Origin of the sequence: Pseudomonas asiatica, assembly GCF_040214835.1 — a bacterium.
In the GTDB taxonomy this organism is placed as follows: Bacteria; Pseudomonadota; Gammaproteobacteria; order Pseudomonadales; family Pseudomonadaceae; genus Aquipseudomonas; species Aquipseudomonas putida_Z.
In genome coordinates, this window is record NZ_CP157874.1 from 1,700,731 (window position 1) to 1,717,510 (window position 16,780).

12 protein-coding genes are annotated in these 16,780 nt (G+C 64.9%); 5 read left to right on the top strand and 7 right to left on the bottom strand.

The annotated features are described in order from the left end of the window. Positions 1-35 precede the first annotated feature (35 nt). Positions 36-818, bottom strand: a complete 783-nt coding sequence (locus tag ABNP31_RS07775; protein ID WP_085617164.1) for an aldolase — start codon at positions 816-818, stop codon at positions 36-38. 223 nt (positions 819-1,041) lie between these two features. Then, positions 1,042-1,902 carry a CAP domain-containing protein gene (locus ABNP31_RS07780; protein ID WP_085664961.1) on the bottom strand — a complete coding sequence of 287 codons (861 nt, stop codon included), beginning with the start codon at positions 1,900-1,902 and terminating at the stop codon, positions 1,042-1,044. A 143-nt stretch (positions 1,903-2,045) separates the two neighbouring features. Between ABNP31_RS07780 and ABNP31_RS07785 the strand changes: the two genes are divergently transcribed. After that, a complete protein-coding gene (locus tag ABNP31_RS07785; RefSeq protein WP_015269483.1) occupies positions 2,046-2,342 on the top strand; it encodes a DUF3144 domain-containing protein in 297 nt (98 codons plus the stop codon). 158 nt (positions 2,343-2,500) lie between these two features. Here the strand turns inward: ABNP31_RS07785 and soxR are convergent, their stop codons facing one another. Then, positions 2,501-2,956 (bottom strand): redox-sensitive transcriptional activator SoxR, encoded by a 456-nt coding sequence (gene soxR, locus ABNP31_RS07790; RefSeq protein ID WP_085589276.1) that lies wholly within the window; start codon positions 2,954-2,956, stop codon positions 2,501-2,503. Between the two features lie 85 nt (positions 2,957-3,041). On the opposite strand from soxR, the gene ABNP31_RS07795 reads away from it, so the two are divergent. Both ABNP31_RS07795 and ABNP31_RS07800 read left to right on the top strand, forming a co-directional pair. Further along, positions 3,042-4,139 carry an efflux RND transporter periplasmic adaptor subunit gene (locus ABNP31_RS07795; RefSeq protein ID WP_085664962.1) on the top strand — a complete coding sequence of 366 codons (1,098 nt, stop codon included), beginning with the start codon at positions 3,042-3,044 and terminating at the stop codon, positions 4,137-4,139. Then, a complete protein-coding gene (locus tag ABNP31_RS07800; RefSeq protein WP_350013165.1) occupies positions 4,136-7,216 on the top strand; it encodes a MexW/MexI family multidrug efflux RND transporter permease subunit in 3,081 nt (1,026 codons plus the stop codon). The genes ABNP31_RS07795 and ABNP31_RS07800 overlap by 4 nt, the downstream gene beginning before the upstream one ends. 140 nt (positions 7,217-7,356) lie before the next feature. Here the strand turns inward: ABNP31_RS07800 and ABNP31_RS07805 are convergent, their stop codons facing one another. From ABNP31_RS07805 to lysA, 3 genes are all read right to left on the bottom strand, one after another. Further along, positions 7,357-8,094 carry a GntR family transcriptional regulator gene (locus ABNP31_RS07805; RefSeq protein ID WP_137163320.1) on the bottom strand — a complete coding sequence of 246 codons (738 nt, stop codon included), beginning with the start codon at positions 8,092-8,094 and terminating at the stop codon, positions 7,357-7,359. A gap of 58 nt (positions 8,095-8,152) precedes the next feature. Further along, on the bottom strand, positions 8,153-8,596 hold the full coding sequence (locus ABNP31_RS07810; RefSeq protein WP_039614895.1) for an acetyltransferase: 444 nt from the start codon (positions 8,594-8,596) through the stop codon (positions 8,153-8,155). 226 nt (positions 8,597-8,822) lie between these two features. Continuing rightward, entirely contained in the window at positions 8,823-10,055 is a 1,233-nt protein-coding gene (gene lysA, locus ABNP31_RS07815) for a diaminopimelate decarboxylase (protein ID WP_274120139.1), read from the bottom strand. Positions 10,056-10,179: 124 nt separating this feature from the next. Between lysA and ABNP31_RS07820 the strand changes: the two genes are divergently transcribed. Further along, entirely contained in the window at positions 10,180-11,085 is a 906-nt protein-coding gene (locus tag ABNP31_RS07820; RefSeq protein WP_025338281.1) for a LysR family transcriptional regulator, read from the top strand. 88 nt (positions 11,086-11,173) lie between these two features. Here the strand turns inward: ABNP31_RS07820 and ABNP31_RS07825 are convergent, their stop codons facing one another. Next, a complete protein-coding gene (locus ABNP31_RS07825; RefSeq protein WP_013971664.1) occupies positions 11,174-11,527 on the bottom strand; it encodes a hypothetical protein in 354 nt (117 codons plus the stop codon). A gap of 274 nt (positions 11,528-11,801) precedes the next feature. On the opposite strand from ABNP31_RS07825, the gene ABNP31_RS07830 reads away from it, so the two are divergent. Further along, a complete protein-coding gene (locus ABNP31_RS07830) occupies positions 11,802-16,667 on the top strand; it encodes an NAD-glutamate dehydrogenase (RefSeq protein ID WP_085589292.1) in 4,866 nt (1,621 codons plus the stop codon). Positions 16,668-16,780: the final 113 nt, after the last annotated feature.

A 16,780-nucleotide genomic window follows, 5' to 3' on the forward strand; every position in this document is an offset into this window, starting at 1 on the left:
CCTCTGCCGTTGTTGGGGAAAGAGTACAGCTTCAGTCAGCCCAGGCAGTCGCCATGGGCACGCAAGGCACGGCGCGCGTAGTAGCTGAAGGCGGCGCCATGACGTTTGGGGGTGGAGATCCAGTCGTGGGCTTCCTTGCCCAGGGCATCCGGGATGGGGCGGATGTCACCGGCACCCATGGCCAGCAGCTGCATCTTGGCTGCGCGCTCGAACAGCAGGGCGAGCACGCAGGCTTCCTCGATCGAGCGGCCGGCGATCAGCAGGCCATGGTGGGAAAGCAGGATCGCGCGCTTGTCGCCGATCGCCCTGGAAATGATTTCACCTTCTTCGTTGCCCACCGGTACGCCGGGCCATTCCTTGAGGAACGCGCAGTCGTCGAACAGCGGGCACAGGTCCATGTGCGAGATGGCCAGTGGCACTTCCAGCATCGACAGGGCGGCGCTGTGCAGCGGGTGAGTGTGGATGATGCAGTTGACGTCGGGGCGTGCGCGGTACAGCCAGCTATGGAAGCGGTTGGCCGGGTTGGCCATGCCGCGGCCTTGCAGCACGGTGAGATCTTCGTCGACCACCAGCAGGTTGGAAGCGGCGATCTCGTCGAAGCCCAGGCCGAGTTGTTGCGTGTAGTAGGTGCCAGGCTGCTCGGCGCGGGCGGTGATCTGCCCGGCCAGGCCGGAATCGTGGCCGCCGTCGAACAGGATGCGGCAGGTGAGGGCGAGTTTTTGTCGAGAGGTATAGGTGTTGTCGGCCAGCGCCGTCAGCATCTGCTGCTGGGCGAGTTTGACGAGTTGGTCCTTGGGGGTCTGCATGGTGGTCGTCATGGGCGGTACCTGCATCGGGAAGGGCGATGGATTGCTGATCGGCGAGGACGCCGTCAGGACACAAGTGCGATATTAATGACACAAGGTGTCATATGCAAGCGATGTGTCATCGCCAGCGCCAGTCCATCTGAGACTGCGAGGGGGGAGGTATGGCGGGGTTGTCAGAGGTGGTGCAGGCAACGATCGGCAGGCCAGCCCTGATCACAGGGCTGGCACGTGCCCTTCAAGGTGCGCCGAACAGCATCGTCCAGTAAACGCCGTTATCGCTACGCGAGTTCTCGGCAAAGGCCGCACCCACCTGGGTAAACATCGGGTTCATCAGGTTGGCGCAATGCCCGGGGCTGGCCAGCCAGCCGGCCATCGCCTTGCTCGGTGACCCCTGGCCTGCGGCAATGTTCTCGCCGATCTGTCGCCCACGGTAGCCGGCATCCCATGCCCGATCCGCGGGTAGATCACCGTCGAGGTCGCGGTGCGCGAAGAAATTGTCGTTGGCCATCGCCCGGCTGTGGCGCTGCGCCGCCGTTCCCAGGGCGGTGTTCCAGGTCAACGGGCGTGCAGCGGCAAAGCGCTGGCGACCACACAGGCGCGGCTTCGCCCGTGCAGCGTTTACCTGTGCCAGCAACGCGTTGCTTGCCGATCGCCTATCGCCAAGCTGGGCATCGAGCAGGGGCCGAGCCAGCAGTACCCGCCATTCATTGCGTGAGCGACTCACACCGATATCGGCATATTGGCTATCGAGCAGGGCTGCGCAGTAGTCGCTGCGGAGCATGTCAAAGGCCTCCTCGGCATCTCGCGCGCCGACCAGGCGGATGGCCCGCACCTTCACCGCCTGATAACCCGCAGCCTTCAATCCTTCCCGCAAACCCCCGCCGTAGCCGACCGGCAACGCCAGTTTCGGTTTCAGCACCAGCGGCGTCGAGCCTCGGATCATGCGCCGCTCGCAGCGTTGTGGCTGGGTGCGATAGTCGTTGATGGCTGCCACCAGTTGCCTTTCCCCGCTGGCATGGGCGGGGTTGGCGAACAGGTGGAAAAAAGGGATGAGGCAGAGCGAGACAAAGGGGGAGCGACGGACTGCTTGGCGCATGGGGTGAGTGGCTCTGGTGAATGACGGCGGCAAGGCCGATTTGAGGGCTCGGCTAAGACTGTGCGGCTCAATACAGGTTCACGCGTACGGGGTACAATTTTTCGCGGGTACTCAACTTGAATGCTGCAACAAGGTAAACCGCAATGACACAAGCTACCGATCAGGCTTTTTACGACCGCGCGGATGCGCATATCGAACTGGCGAACCAGCAGATCGAGAAAATCGAAGACCTGGGCAAGGTCAGTGCCTCGCTGACCTTCGGCGCCTCGCGCTTCAATGCCTGGATGAGTGCCCGCAGTTTCAAGACCAGTGCCGAACTGGCTGCCGCGCGGGAAGAGTTGTTGAAGTATTTCTGCGAGCAGTACCGGATGATGCTCGAGGACAACCTGGACGAGCACATCGAGCATTTTGACCGGTATGTGCTGGGCAAAGGCGACTGAACCATGGGGGCGCGAACTCATGGAACTGCACAAGGCTCATTGAGTTAGCAGGGACCCTGTGGGAGCGGCTTTAGCCGCGAACACCGGCGCAGCCGGTGCCATGCACCGCGTTGGATTCTTCGCGGGTAAACCCGCTCCCACAACAGACCGCGCATGCCTTATCGGGTCTTCTTCTCCAGAATCCGCGCCCCGGTACCTTCCTTGCCCAGCACATCCTCGGGGTTGCGCAGCGGGCAATCTTCCAGCGACAGGCAGCCGCAGCCAATGCAGTTGTCCAGGCTGTCGCGCAACGCTTCCAGAGTACGAATGCGGGCGTTCAGGTCTTCGCGCCAGGCGGTCGACATCTCGCCCCATTGCGCTGCCGTGAGCTTGCTGTTGGGCGCATAGCGGCTGAAGGCCTGCTTGATCTCCTCAAGCGGAATACCCGTGCGCTGCGCCACCTTGATGATGGCCAGCGTGCGCAGCACCAGTGAAGGATAGCGGCGCTGGTTACCCGCCGTACGGACGCTGGCGATCAGCCCCTTGGTCTCGTAGAAGTGCAGCGCAGAAACCGCCACGCCGCTGCGTTTGGCCACTTCCCCTACCGTTAGCATCCGTGTGTTGTCCGCTGCCATGCCTGTTGACCTCAAGTTAACTCGAGCTCTTATAGTCCTGCCCGATCTTCCCCGCAACCGCTTTCCCTGATGATCGGAGCACTGCATGAACAAAAGGACGTTACTGGCCTGGGCTGGCGCTGTTGCAGGTGTGCTGGCCGCTGCCTGTGCATTGGTCGGCAGTGGCTCGGCGCCGCCGGCTGCGGCGGCATGGCCGGCGACCAAGGTGGCGCTGGCCACGGCCGAGCAAGTGCAGTTGGCACGGCAGAACTTTGCCTCGGGGGAGCTGGAGGCGGTCAACCAGGTACAGGTGGCGGCCGAGACGGCGGGGCGCATCACCCGCATCGCCTTCGAGTCGGGGCAATGGGTGAGTGCAGGGCAATTGCTGGTACAGCTGAACGATGCCCCGGAGCAGGCCCAGCGCGTGCAGTTGCGCGCCAGGCTGCGCAATGCCGAAGTGGTGCTGCAGCGCAGCCGCAAGCTGCGCGCGGTGAACGCCGTGTCACAGGAGCTGCTCGACAATGCGGCCACCGCCGTGGACGTGGCCAGCGGTGAGCTGCAGCATGTCGAGGCGCTGATCGCGCAGAAGGCAATACGCGCGCCGTTTGCCGGCAAGCTCGGCATTCGCCGGGTGCATCAGGGCCAGTACCTGAGCGCCGGTGAGACAATCGCCAGCCTGGCCGACATCAGCCAGCTGCACGTCAATTTTTCCCTGGGCGAACAAGCCGCCCCCGAAGTGCACGTGGGGCAAATGCTGGCGCTGACGGTGGATGCGGTGCGCGGGGAGGACTTCCAGGCCCGGGTGGTCGCGGTGGACCCGGTGGTGAGCAAGGCGCGCCTGGTGCAGGTGCAGGCGGCCTTGCCGAACCCGGGCGGGCAGTTGCAGCCGGGTATGTACGCCGGCGTGCGCCTGGATGCCGCGCAGCCGTCAAGCGTGCTGGCCGTGCCGGAAACCGCTATTACCTACACCGCCTACGGGCAGACGGTGTTCGTCGCTACCCGGGACCCGGAACAGGGCACCCGGGTCAGCCGGGTGCGGGTGACTACCGGTGAGCGCTGGCAGGGGCGGGTGGAGATCACCTCAGGCCTGGCGCCCGGTGACCAGGTGGTGGTTTCCGGCCAGTTGAAACTGAGCGACGGCATGTCGGTCGAGCCTGTGGCGCAAGACAGCCTGCAGGCCAGCCAGGGAGGGCGGCAATCGTGAAGTTCACTGACCTCTTTGTCCGCCGCCCGGTGCTGGCGCTGGTGGTCAGCAGCCTGATCATCCTGCTGGGGCTGTTTGCCATGGGCAAGCTGCCGATCCGCCAGTACCCGCTGCTGGAAACCTCTACCATCACCATCAGCACCGAGTACCCCGGCGCCTCTGCCGAGCTGATGCAAGGCTTCGTGACCCAGCCGATCACCCAGGCGGTGTCGTCGGTCGAGGGCATCGACTACCTGTCCTCGTCGTCGCAGCAGGGGCGCAGCTTGATCACCTTGCGCATGGTGCTCAACCGCGATTCGACCCAGGCGCTTGCCGAGACCATGGCCAAGGTCAACCAGGTGCGCTATCGCCTGCCGGAAAAGGCCTACGACCCGGTGGTGGAGCTGTCGGCAGGTGACTCCACGGCGGTGGCCTACGTGGGCTTTGCCAGCGAAACCTTGTCGATACCTGAACTGAGCGATTACCTGTCGCGGGTGGTGGAACCGCAGTTCTCCGGCATCGACGGTGTGGCCAAGGTGCAGTCGTTCGGCGGGCAGCGCCTGGCCATGCGCCTGTGGCTGGACAGCGAGCAGATGGCCGGGCGCGGGGTGACGGCCGCCGACGTGGCGCAGGCGGTGCGTGCCAACAACTACCAGGCGACGCCGGGGCAGGTGCGTGGGCAGTACGTGCTGGCCGATATCCAGGTGGACACCGACCTGACCCGGGTCGAGGACTTCCGCGAGCTGATCATCCGCAACGATGGCACCGACCTGGTGCGCCTGCGCGATGTCGGCACCGTCGAGCTGAGCGCGGCGGCCACCCAGACCAGCGCCACCATGGACGGCAAGCCCGCCGTGCACCTGGGGCTGTTCCCCACCCCGACCGGCAACCCGCTGGTGATCGTCGAGGGTATTCGCCAGCTGCTGCCGCAGATCCGCCAGACCCTGCCACCCGGGGTGGAGGTGGCGCTGGCCTACGAGACCGCACGCTTCATCGATGCCTCGATCGACGAGGTGCTGCGCACCCTGGTGGAGGCCATGTTGATCGTGGTGCTGGTCATCTGGCTGTGCCTGGGTTCGCTGCGCAGCGTGGTGATCGCGGTGGTGGCCATCCCGCTGTCGATGCTCGGTGCGGCGGGCCTGATGCTGCTGTTCGGCTTCAGCCTGAACCTGCTGACTTTGCTGGCGATGGTGCTGGCAATCGGCCTGGTGGTAGACGATGCCATCGTGGTGGTGGAGAACGTGCACCGCCATATCGAAGAGGGCAAGTCGCCGGTTGCCGCGGCACTGGCCGGGGCGCGGGAGATCGCCGGGCCGGTGATCGCCATGACCCTGACCCTTGCCGCCGTATACGCGCCGATCGGCTTGATGGGCGGGTTGACCGGCACGCTGTTCCGTGAGTTTGCCCTGACCCTGGCGGGGGCGGTGATCGTTTCCGGCATCGTTGCGCTCACCCTGTCGCCGGTGATGAGCTCGCTGTTGTTGCAACCCGGCCAGCAGCATGGCGCCATGGCCAACATGGCCGACCGCCTGTTCGGCATGCTGACCGGGGCCTATGGGCGAGTACTTGCCTACACCCTGTCGCATCGCTGGATCAGTGGTGGTGTGGCGCTTCTGGTGTGCCTGAGCCTGCCTTGGCTGTACCTGCTGCCGCAGCGCGAACTGTCCCCGCCCGAGGACCAGGCGGCGGTGCTGACGGCCATCAAGTCGCCGCAGCATGCCAGCCTGGATTATGTGGAGCGCTTTGCCCTGAAGCTGGACCAGGTGATGAAGTCCCTCGCCGAAACCACCGACACCTGGATCATCAACGGCACCGACGGCCCGGCCGCCAGTTTCGGCGGCATCAACCTCAGCGCCTGGCAGGCCCGCGAGCGTTCCGCCGCGCAGGTGCAGGCGCAGTTGCAGCAGGCCGTGGCGGACATCGAGGGCAGCAGCATCTTCGCCTTTCAGGTGGCCTCGCTGCCGGGCTCCAGCGGTGGTTTGCCGGTGCAGATGGTGTTGCGCAGCGCACAGGACTACCCCGAGCTGTACCAGACCATGGAGATGATCAAGCAGCGCGCCCGCGACAGCGGCCTGTTCAGCGTGGTGGACAGCGACCTCGACTACAACAACCCGGTGGTCAAGGTGCGCATCGACCGCGCCAAGGCGGCCAGCCTGGGCATCAGCATGCAGGCCATCGGCGAGTCGCTGGGCGTGCTGGTGGGCGAACAGTACCTCAACCGCTTCGCCCTGTTCGGGCGCTCCTACGACGTGATCCCGCAAAGCATCCAGGACCAGCGTCTGACGCCGGCGGCGCTGAACCGCCAGTACGTGCGCGCCGAAAACGGCAGCCTGGTACCGCTGGCCACGGTGGTGCACCTGTACATCGAAGTGGCGCCCAACCGCTTGCTGCAGTTCGACCAGCAGAACGCCAGTACCCTGCAGGCGATCCCGGCGCCCGGTGTGTCGATGGGGAATGCCGTGGCATTTCTCGAACAGCTTGCCGCCGAACTGCCACCTGGCTTCAGCCATGACTGGCAATCGGAGTCGCGTCAGTACGTGCAAGAGGGCTTTGCCCTGATGTGGGCGTTTCTCGCCGCCCTGGTGGTGATCTACCTGGTGCTGGCTGCGCAGTACGAAAGCCTGGTGGACCCGCTGATCATCCTGGTGACCGTGCCGCTGTCGATCTGCGGTGCGTTGCTGCCGCTGGCGCTGGGCTGGGCCACGCTGAACATCTACACGCAGATCGGCCTGGTGACCCTGATCGGCCTGATCAGCAAGCACGGCATCCTGATGGTGGAGTTCGCCAACGAGATCCAGGTGCGTGACAACCTCGACCGTGCCGCCGCCATCGTCCGCGCCGCGCAGATACGCCTGCGGCCGGTGCTGATGACCACGGCGGCGATGACCTTCGGCGTGCTGCCGCTGCTGTTCGCCAGCGGCGCCGGGGCCAACAGCCGCTTTGGCCTGGGGGTGGTGATCGTGTGCGGGATGCTGGTGGGGACCTTGTTTACCTTGTTTGTGCTGCCGACGATCTATGCCTTGCTGGCGCGCGATCATCGGGTGACCACGGTGCGGGGACAGCAGTTGGCGGAGGCTGAGCGGGTGTTGGACATTTGAGGTAAACCTGGCCACATGCGCGATCCCTGTAGGAGCGGCCTTGTGTCGCGATAGGGCTGCTGCGCAGCCCTATCGCGACACAAGGCCGCTCCTACAGGGATCGCGCAAGTTTTGGGATATCGAGCATGGCGCTGGTTTGATCAGCCAGGCGACCGATCCCGGCGCATCTGGGTAACCAGGGTAAAGCGATCATCCGGGTGCACCGTCTCGGACACCGCCATCAGATCGCCGTTTTCCTCGCGGTAATGGCGAATGATCTTCAGCCCCGGCGCGCCTGCCTCGGCCTTCAGCACCCGGGCCATTTCCGCGCTCAGCAACACTGCCCGCACCTGCTGGTCGACCACCGCGATCGCCCGGCCATAGTGTTGCTCGATCAGCCCCGCAATCAGTTGGTCGGGGTGCTCGCGGGCCAACTCGATGACCTCGGCATAGTCGCGCTGCGCATACACATCGGTCCAGCACAGCGGCGCCGCGTTGTGCACGCGGTCGACACGGATGCTCGACACGCAGAAGTAGTGCTCGCCCGGTACCAGCCCCAGCCGCGCCGCCTCGCTCAGGTCGGCGACGAAGTGGCGCACGTCCTGGATTTCCCGTTGCTGGGTTTCCGCCAGGTGCGCCAGGTCCGCCACGCTGGCCAGTGACTGCGAGTAGCCACCGCGCGGGCTGCTGGCCTCCACCCGGGTACCCACGCGCTTGCGCCGCGATACCAGCCCTTGGTTGAGCAACTGGTTGATCGCCGCGCGCACCGTGTGTCGGCTCACATCGTACAGGTCGCACAGCTCGAACTCGGTCGGCAGCAGGCTGCCCACCGGGTAGCGGCCGCTGGCGATGCCTTCCATCAAGTCCTTTGCCACGGTGGTATAGCGCGTCGGGTTCATGCCTTTGGTCTGTCTCGCGAATTTGTAACAGCGGCGGTGCGCAATGCGGCCCCGGAAATCAGGCCTGTGCGGGCAGGCTCATATGCAGCAAGGGGAACGGCCGGCCTTCGCCATCCAGCGGTGAGCGGCCGGTCTGGATGAAACCGTAGTGCCGGTAGAACCCCACCGCCTGCGGGTTCTGCTCGTTGACATCGACGCTCATCACGTTGTGCTTCTGGCGGCCGAAGTCCAGCAGCGCGCGGCCTATGCCCTGGCCATGGCGCTCGGGGGCGACGAAGAGCATTTCCACGTGGTTGCCATTGAAACCGATGAAGCCCAGCGGGCGGTCTTCGGTGTCAACCGCGACCCAGAGCTCGACGGCCAGGAGGTAGACGTCGCGCAATTGCGGCAGCAGCGCGTCGATGTCGGACGCTTGCAGAAAGTGGTGCGTGGCGCGCACGGCGCGCAGCCAGATATCGAGCAGTTGCGGGTGGTCTGCAGCGATGCTTTGGCGAATGATCATGGAGTCATGCCTGGGGAGACCGGGAGGAAAAAAGGGTACCCGGATTGTGTGGGGCGGGGCAATGGACGGTGGGGCAGGGCATCAGCTGATGTGTTGCCCGGGCCGGCCCTTTCGCGGGTAAACCCGCTCCCACAAGTACGGCACTGCCCTCGAGCCCGGCGCCGTACCCGCGAACATGGGCGAAGCCCGTGCCATCGATGGGCTCGACTGCAATCCACGTCGATAGTTAGAAACCTGCCTCCAGGCCCAGCAGGTCCTGCACCGTCTGCCTGCGGCGAATCATCCGTAGCGCTCCATCCTCGATCAGGAACTCCGGCAGCAACGGCCGGCTGTTGTAGTTCGACGACATCGACGCGCCATAGGCCCCGGCGTCGTGGATCACCAGCAGGTCACCCACCTGCGCCTGGGGCAGGTCGTGCGGGGTCAGTTCCTGGTCATCCTGGGTAAACACATCACCCGACTCGCACAGCGGCCCGGCCACCACGGTCGGCTGCCGTGGGCGGTCAACCGGCTGGCCGTCGGCGTCGAGCAGGGTCATGCGGTGGTAGGCCCCGTACATCGCCGGGCGCATCAGGTCGTTGAAACCGGCGTCGATCATGACGAAGGTGTTGCGGCCCACCTGCTTCACGGCGCGTACCTCGGCCACCAGGTAGCCCGATTCCGCCACCAGGAAGCGCCCAGGCTCGATCTCCATGCGCACGGGGTGGCCCAGCATCGCTTCGATTTCCTTGCGGGCCACGGCCCAGGTCCGGGCGTAGCGTTGCAGGTCGACCGGCGTGTCGCTGCTGCGGTACGGGGTGGAAAGGCCGCCGCCAATGGAGAACGCCTCGATGTCCACGCCCAGGCGGCCGATCAGCTCGATCATCGAGCGCGCCACTTGCTCCAGATGCTGGTAGTCCACCCCCGAGCCGATGTGCATGTGCACCCCTACCAGGTGCAGGCCATGGGTTTTCACGCAGGCCAGCGCTTCGCCCAGCTCTTCGTGCCAGATGCCGTGCTTGCTGTTCTCGCCGCCGGTGTTGGTCTTGCGGCTGTGGCCATGGCCGAAGCCGGGGTTGATGCGGATCCAAACGCGGTGGCCGGGCGAGCGCTCACCCAGTTGGCGCAGCATGTCGATGGAACCGGCGTTGACTTCGATCTTCGAGGCCACCACCCGCTCCAGGGTCGGCCGGTCCAGCGCGTCGCAGGTCAGCACCACGCCGGCAGGGTCGCCATCCACGCTGGCGCCCGCGGCAAAGGCCCGTTCCATTTCGCCCAGCGACACTGCGTCCAGCACCAGGCCGTGGGCGCGCATCAGGCGCAGCACATGCAGGTTGGGGTTGGCCTTCTGGGCGAAGCGCACGGTGTCGAACACCTTCAGCTGTTCGACACGCTCGGCGATGGTGCCGGCGTCGTAGGCCCACAGCGGCGAGCCGTGCTGGCGGACAGCCTCGGCCAGAAGAGTGAAGGGTGCAGTCATGGCGGCGCTACTCATATAAGGAAGGCCACGAGGATGAGCCAAAGCAGGAATTCAGAAAAATAGCTATTTTTCTGTCAGCCATTCATATCTGATATGACCATTGCCGACTTGCCAGGTGTTGCCCGTGAAACTGTCCGTCCGCCATATCGAAGTGTTCCGCGCCATCATGGCCGCTGGCAGCGTCACCGGTGCGGCGCGCCTGCTGTTTACCTCGCAGCCCACCGTCAGCCGTGAGCTGGCGCGGCTGGAGCAGGTAACCGGGCTGAACCTGTTCGAGCGCGAAGGTGGCCGCCTGGTGGCGACGGCCCAGGCGCTGCTGTTGATCGAGGAGGTTGAGCGGGCCTACGTAGGGCTGGAGCGCATCGACCGCTTTGCCCAGGCTATCCGCAATTTCGAGCAGGGCCGGCTGGCCATTACCTGCCTGCCACTGTTTTCCCAGACCTTGCTGCCCAAGGCTTGCCAGCGCTTTCACCAGCAGCACCGGGGCGTGAGCGTGAGTATCCTGGCGCAGGAGTCGCCGTTGCTGGAGGAGTCGCTGGTTGCCCAGCAGCACGACCTGGGCCTGACCGAGGTAGAACAGATACCGCGTGGCGCCTACGGCGAATTACTGTTCAGCGCCAACATGGTGTGCGTGCTGCCCGACGGGCACCCGTTGCAGGCCAGGGCCGAGCTGGAGCTGAGCGACTTCCACGAGGTCGACTTCATCAACCTGGCCAGCCTGGACACCTACCGGCAGCGCCTGGACCAGCACTTTCGCGCGGCAGGGGTGAACCGCCGCACGGTCATCGAGACCACCAGTGCTGCCTCGGTGTGCGCCATGGTCAGGCAGGGCCTGGGGGTGGCGATCATCAACCCGCTGAGCGGGCTGGAGGCGGCGCAGGGCGGGTTGCCGATCCGGCGGTTGCGGGTGTCGGTGCCGTACCAGGTGATGCTGATCAGGCCGGACCACCGGCCGGCGTCGGCGGCGGTGGAGCCGTTTTGCCAGGCGTTGCGGCAACAGGCCCAAGAGATGCAGGCGGCACTGATCTGAAGCCTGGCGCGGCCTTTGTAGGAGCGGCCTTGTGTCGCGATGGGCCGCTCCTACAGGGATCGCGCAAGCGTTTGGATTGCTGTATGGCTCAGAGTTCGCAGACGAAGGTGCCGGTCCCGGCCAGGATGTTCTCCAGGGTTTCCTTCACTTCATCCATGTCACTCAACTCGCTGGTCAGGTTGATCTCCAGCACTTCATCCCCCTTCAGCGCATCCCGGTCGCCGGCCGCCACTTCGATCAGCAGGCGCTTGGCGCTCAGGGTCACTTTCAGGCCATCCAGCGTCGACGGCTCGTCATCCAGGGTCAGGTCGACGGTGTCTTCGTCCGGGTAGCGGGTCAGCAGGAACATCTGACCCTTGTCGCTGTGGCAGCACAGGGTCGCCATGTTGTCTTCCTCGTCATCGCAAGGGGTGGCGAACAGCAGGGCAGTATTGATTTGCATGGACAAGGCTCGGATCAAAGGAAACGGAAGGGAATTCTGACAGTCTTGCCGACAGGCATAAACGTAAAGTTACCCCCCCTTGACCGAAATTGTCGCAGCGCTGCAAGCCTTGATGACCGATCAGTCGTTAAGCTTCGGCGAGCCCTGGACGTGCCTGCGCACGTTCAACGCCTGGTTTTACCGTCCGCCTTGCCACGGGTTGGCTATCGTTGATCCGTACACGGCGCACGCAGCGACGCTTCAATTATTACAAAGCCCAAGCGGAGTACCACAGATGGCGTTCTTCACCGCAGCCAGCAAAGCCGACTTCCAGCATCAACTGCAAGCGGCCCTGGCGCAGCACATCAGCGAACAGTCCCTGCCACAAGTCGCGCTGTTCGCCGAGCAGTTCTTCGGCATCATCTCTCTGGACGAACTCACCCAACGCAGGCTTTCCGACCTGGCCGGCTGCACCCTGTCAGCCTGGCGCATCATCGAGCGTTTCGACCCCGAATACCCGCAAGTACGGGTGTACAACCCCGATTACGAACGCAATGGCTGGCAATCGACCCACAGCGTGGTCGAAGTGCTGCACCACGACCTGCCGTTCCTGGTCGACTCGGTACGCACCGAGCTCAACCGCCGCGGCTACAGCATCCACACCCTGCAGACCACCGTGCTCAGCGTGCGCCGCGGCGCCAAGGGCGAGCTGCTTGAACTGCTGCCCAAGGGCACCCAGGGCGAGGGCGTACGCCATGAGTCGCTGATGTACCTGGAGATCGACCGTTGCGCCAACGCCGCCGAGCTGACGGTCCTGGCCCGCGAGATCGAGCAGGTGCTGGCCGAGGTGCGGGTGGTGGTTGCCGACTTCGAACCGATGAAGGCCAAGCTGCGTGAAGTGGTGGCGGAGGTGGAGCAGACCGCCTTTGGCCCGGCGCAGCACGAAAAGGGCGAGGTCAAGGCGTTCCTAGAGTGGCTGCTGGACAACCACTTCACCTTCCTGGGCTATGAAGAATTCACCGTAAAGGGCGACGCCGATGGCGGCCAGATGGTCTACGACGAGCAGTCGTTCCTCGGCCTGCCGCGCCGCCTGCGCGTGGGCCTGACGAGCGACGAGCTGCGCATCGAAGACTATGCCGTGGCCTACCTCAACGAACCGTTGCTGCTGTCGTTCGCCAAGGCCGCGCTGCCAAGCCGCGTACACCGCCCGGCCTACCCGGACTACGTGTCGATCCGCCAGCTGGACGCCGATGGCAAGGTGATCAAGGAACACCGCTTCATGGGCCTGTACACCTCGTCGGTGTACGGTGAAAGCGTGCATGCCATCCCTTATATCCGCCAGAAGGTCACCGAAGTCGAGCGCCGCTCGGGCTTCGATCCCAAGGCCCACCTGGGCAAGGAACTGGCCCAGGTGCTGGAAGTGCTGCCGCGCGACGACCTGTTCCAGACCCCGGTCGACGAGCTGTTCAGCACCGTCATGTCGATCGTGCAGATCCAGGAACGCAACAAGATCCGCGTGTTCCTGCGCAAGGACCCGTACGGCCGCTTCTGCTACTGCCTGGCCTATGTACCGCGGGAAATCTACTCCACCGAAGTGCGGCAGAAGATCCAGCAGGTGCTGATGGAGCGCCTGAAGGCCAGCGACTGCGAGTTCTGGACCTTCTTCTCCGAATCGGTGCTGGCCCGTGTGCAGCTGATTCTGCGGGTAGACCCGAAAAACCGCATCGACATCGACCCGCAGCAGCTGGAACGCGAAGTGATCCAGGCCTGCCGCTCGTGGCATGACGACTACTCGGCGCTGGTGATCGAGAACTTCGGCGAAGCCCAGGGCACCAACATCCTCGCCGACTTCCCCAAAGGTTTCCCGGCCGGCTACCGCGAGCGCTTCGCCGCGCACTCGGCGGTGGTCGACCTGCAGCACGTGCTGAACCTGTCGGAAAGCAAGCCGCTGGCGATGAGCTTCTACCAGCCGCTGACCCAGGTCGGCGAGCGCACCCTGCACTGCAAGCTGTACCACGCCGACACGCCGCTGGCGCTGTCCGACGTGCTGCCGATCCTGGAGAACCTTGGCCTGCGCGTGCTCGGCGAGTTCCCGTATCGCCTGCGCCATGCCAGTGGCCGCGGCTACTGGATCCACGACTTCGCCTTCACCTACAGCGAAGGCCTGAGCCTGGACATCCAGCAGCTCAACGACACCCTGCAGGATGCCTTCATCCACATCGTCCGCGGCGATGCCGAGAACGACGCCTTCAACCGCCTGGTGCTGACCGCCGGCCTGCCATGGCGCGACGTGGCGCTGCTGCGCGCCTACGCCCGTTACCTGAAGCAGATTCGCCTGGGCTTCGACCTGGGCTACATCGCCAGCACCCTGAACAACCACACCGACATCGCCCGCGAGCTGACCCGGTTGTTCAAGACCCGCTTCTACCTAGCGCGCAAGCTCACCCAGGAAGATCTGGATGACAAGCAACTGCGCCTGGAACAAGCCATCCTGACCGCGCTGGACGACGTGCAGGTGCTCAACGAAGACCGCATCCTGCGTCGCTACCTGGACCTGATCAAGGCCACCCTGCGCACCAACTTCTACCAGCCGGACGCCAACGGCCACAACAAGTCGTACTTCAGCTTCAAGTTCAACCCCAAGCTGATCCCCGAACTGCCTAAACCAGTGCCCAAGTTCGAGATCTTCGTCTACTCGCCACGGGTCGAAGGCGTGCACCTGCGCTTTGGCAACGTCGCCCGCGGCGGCCTGCGCTGGTCCGACCGTGAGGAAGACTTCCGCACCGAGGTGCTGGGCCTGGTGAAAGCCCAGCAGGTGAAGAACTCGGTCATCGTGCCGGTCGGTGCCAAGGGCGGCTTCCTGCCGCGCCGCCTGCCGCTGGGCGGCAGCCGTGACGAGATCGCCGCCGAAGGCGTGGCGTGCTACCGCATCTTCATTTCCGGCCTGCTCGACATCACCGACAACCTCAAGGACGGTGGCGTGGTACCGCCGGCCAACGTGGTGCGCCATGACGATGACGACCCGTACCTGGTGGTGGCGGCCGACAAGGGCACCGCGACCTTCTCGGACATCGCCAACGGCATCGCCATCGACTACGGCTTCTGGCTGGGCGACGCCTTCGCCTCGGGCGGCTCGGCCGGTTACGACCACAAGAAGATGGGTATTACCGCGCGCGGCGCCTGGGTGGGCGTGCAGCGCCACTTCCGCGAGCGCGGCATCAATGTGCAGGAAGACCCGATCACCGTCATTGGCGTCGGCGACATGGCCGGCGACGTGTTCGGCAACGGCCTGCTGATGTCCGACAAGCTGCAACTGGTGGCGGCGTTCAACCACCTGCACATCTTCATCGACCCGAACCCGGAGCCAGCCGCAAGCTTTGCCGAACGCAAGCGCCTGTTCGACCTGCCGCGCTCGGCCTGGAGCGACTACGACACCAGCATCATGTCCGAAGGTGGCGGGATCTTCCCGCGCAGTGCCAAGAGCATCGCCATCAGCCCGCAGATGAAAGAGCGCTTCGCCATCGAAGCCGACCGCCTGACCCCGACCGAGCTGCTCAATGCGCTGCTCAAGGCACCGGTAGACCTGCTGTGGAACGGTGGCATCGGTACCTACGTCAAGGCCAGCACCGAGAGCCACGCCGACGTCGGCGACAAGGCCAACGACGCGCTGCGGGTCAATGGCAACGAATTGCGCTGCAAGGTGGTGGGCGAGGGCGGCAACCTGGGCATGACCCAGCTTGGCCGGGTCGAGTTCGGCCTGCATGGCGGCGCCACCAACACCGACTTCATCGACAACGCCGGCGGCGTGGACTGCTCCGACCACGAGGTCAACATCAAGATCCTGCTCAACGAAGTGGTGCAGGGTGGCGATATGACCGAGAAGCAGCGCAACCAGCTGCTGGGCAGCATGACCGACGAAGTGGCCGGCCTGGTGCTGGGCAACAACTACAAGCAGACCCAGGCGTTGTCGCTGGCGGCCCGCCGCGCCCGCGAGCGGATTGCCGAGTACAAACGCCTGATGGCCGACCTGGAGGCCCGAGGCAAGCTGGATCGCGCCATCGAGTTCCTGCCGTCCGAAGAGCAGTTGGCCGAGCGCCTGGCCGCCGGCCAGGGCCTGACCCGCGCCGAGCTTTCGGTGCTGATCTCGTACAGCAAGATCGACCTCAAGGAACAGCTGCTCAAGTCGCTGGTGCCGGACGACGACTACCTGACCCGCGACATGGAAACCGCCTTCCCGCCGTCGCTGGTCAGCAAATTTGCCGAATCCATGCGCCGCCACCGCCTGAAGCGCGAAATCGTCAGCACCCAGATCGCCAACGACCTGGTCAACAACATGGGCATCACCTTCGTCCAGCGCCTGAAGGAGTCGACCGGCATGAGCCCGGCCAACGTGGCCGGGGCGTATGTGATCGTGCGCGACATCTTCCATCTGCCGCACTGGTTCCGCCAGATCGAGGCACTGGACTACCAGGTGCCGGCGGAGATTCAGCTGACCCTGATGGACGAGCTGATGCGCCTGGGCCGCCGTGCCACCCGCTGGTTCCTGCGCAGCCGCCGCAACGAGCAGGACGCCGGGCGCGACACCGCGCATTTCGGGCCGAAGATCGCGCAACTGGGGCTCAAGCTCGACGAGTTGCTCGAGGGCCCGACCCGCGAGCGCTGGATGGTGCGCTACCAGGGCTTCGTCGAGGCTGGTGTGCCGGAGTTGCTGGCGCGCATGGTGGCTGGCACTACCCACCTGTACACCCTGTTGCCGATCATCGAGGCCTCGGATGTTACCGGCCATGACCCGGCGCAGGTGGCCAAGGCGTTCTTCGCCGTGGGCAGCGCGCTGGACCTGACCTGGTACCTGCAGGAAATCAGCAACCTGCCGGTGGAGAACAACTGGCAGGCGCTGGCCCGCGAGGCGTTCCGCGACGACATCGACCTGCAGCAGCGGGCGATCACCATCTCGGTACTGCAGATGGCCGATGCACCGGAAGACATGGACGCTCGCGTGGCGCTGTGGGCCGAGCAGCACCGGGTGATGGTGGAGCGCTGGCGCGCCATGCTGGATGACCTGCGCAATGCCACCGGTACCGACTATGCGATGTACGCGGTAGCCAACCGCGAGCTGGTCGACCTGGCCATGAGCGGGCAGGCGGCGGTGGTGCCGTCCTGAGCCATGAGCTGAAATGAAAAGCCCCGGCAGTGATGCCGGGGCTTTTTTATTTCTGTGCTGGCCCTTTCGCGGGTGAACCCGCTCCCACAGGGATATCACAAGACTTGAGTGTA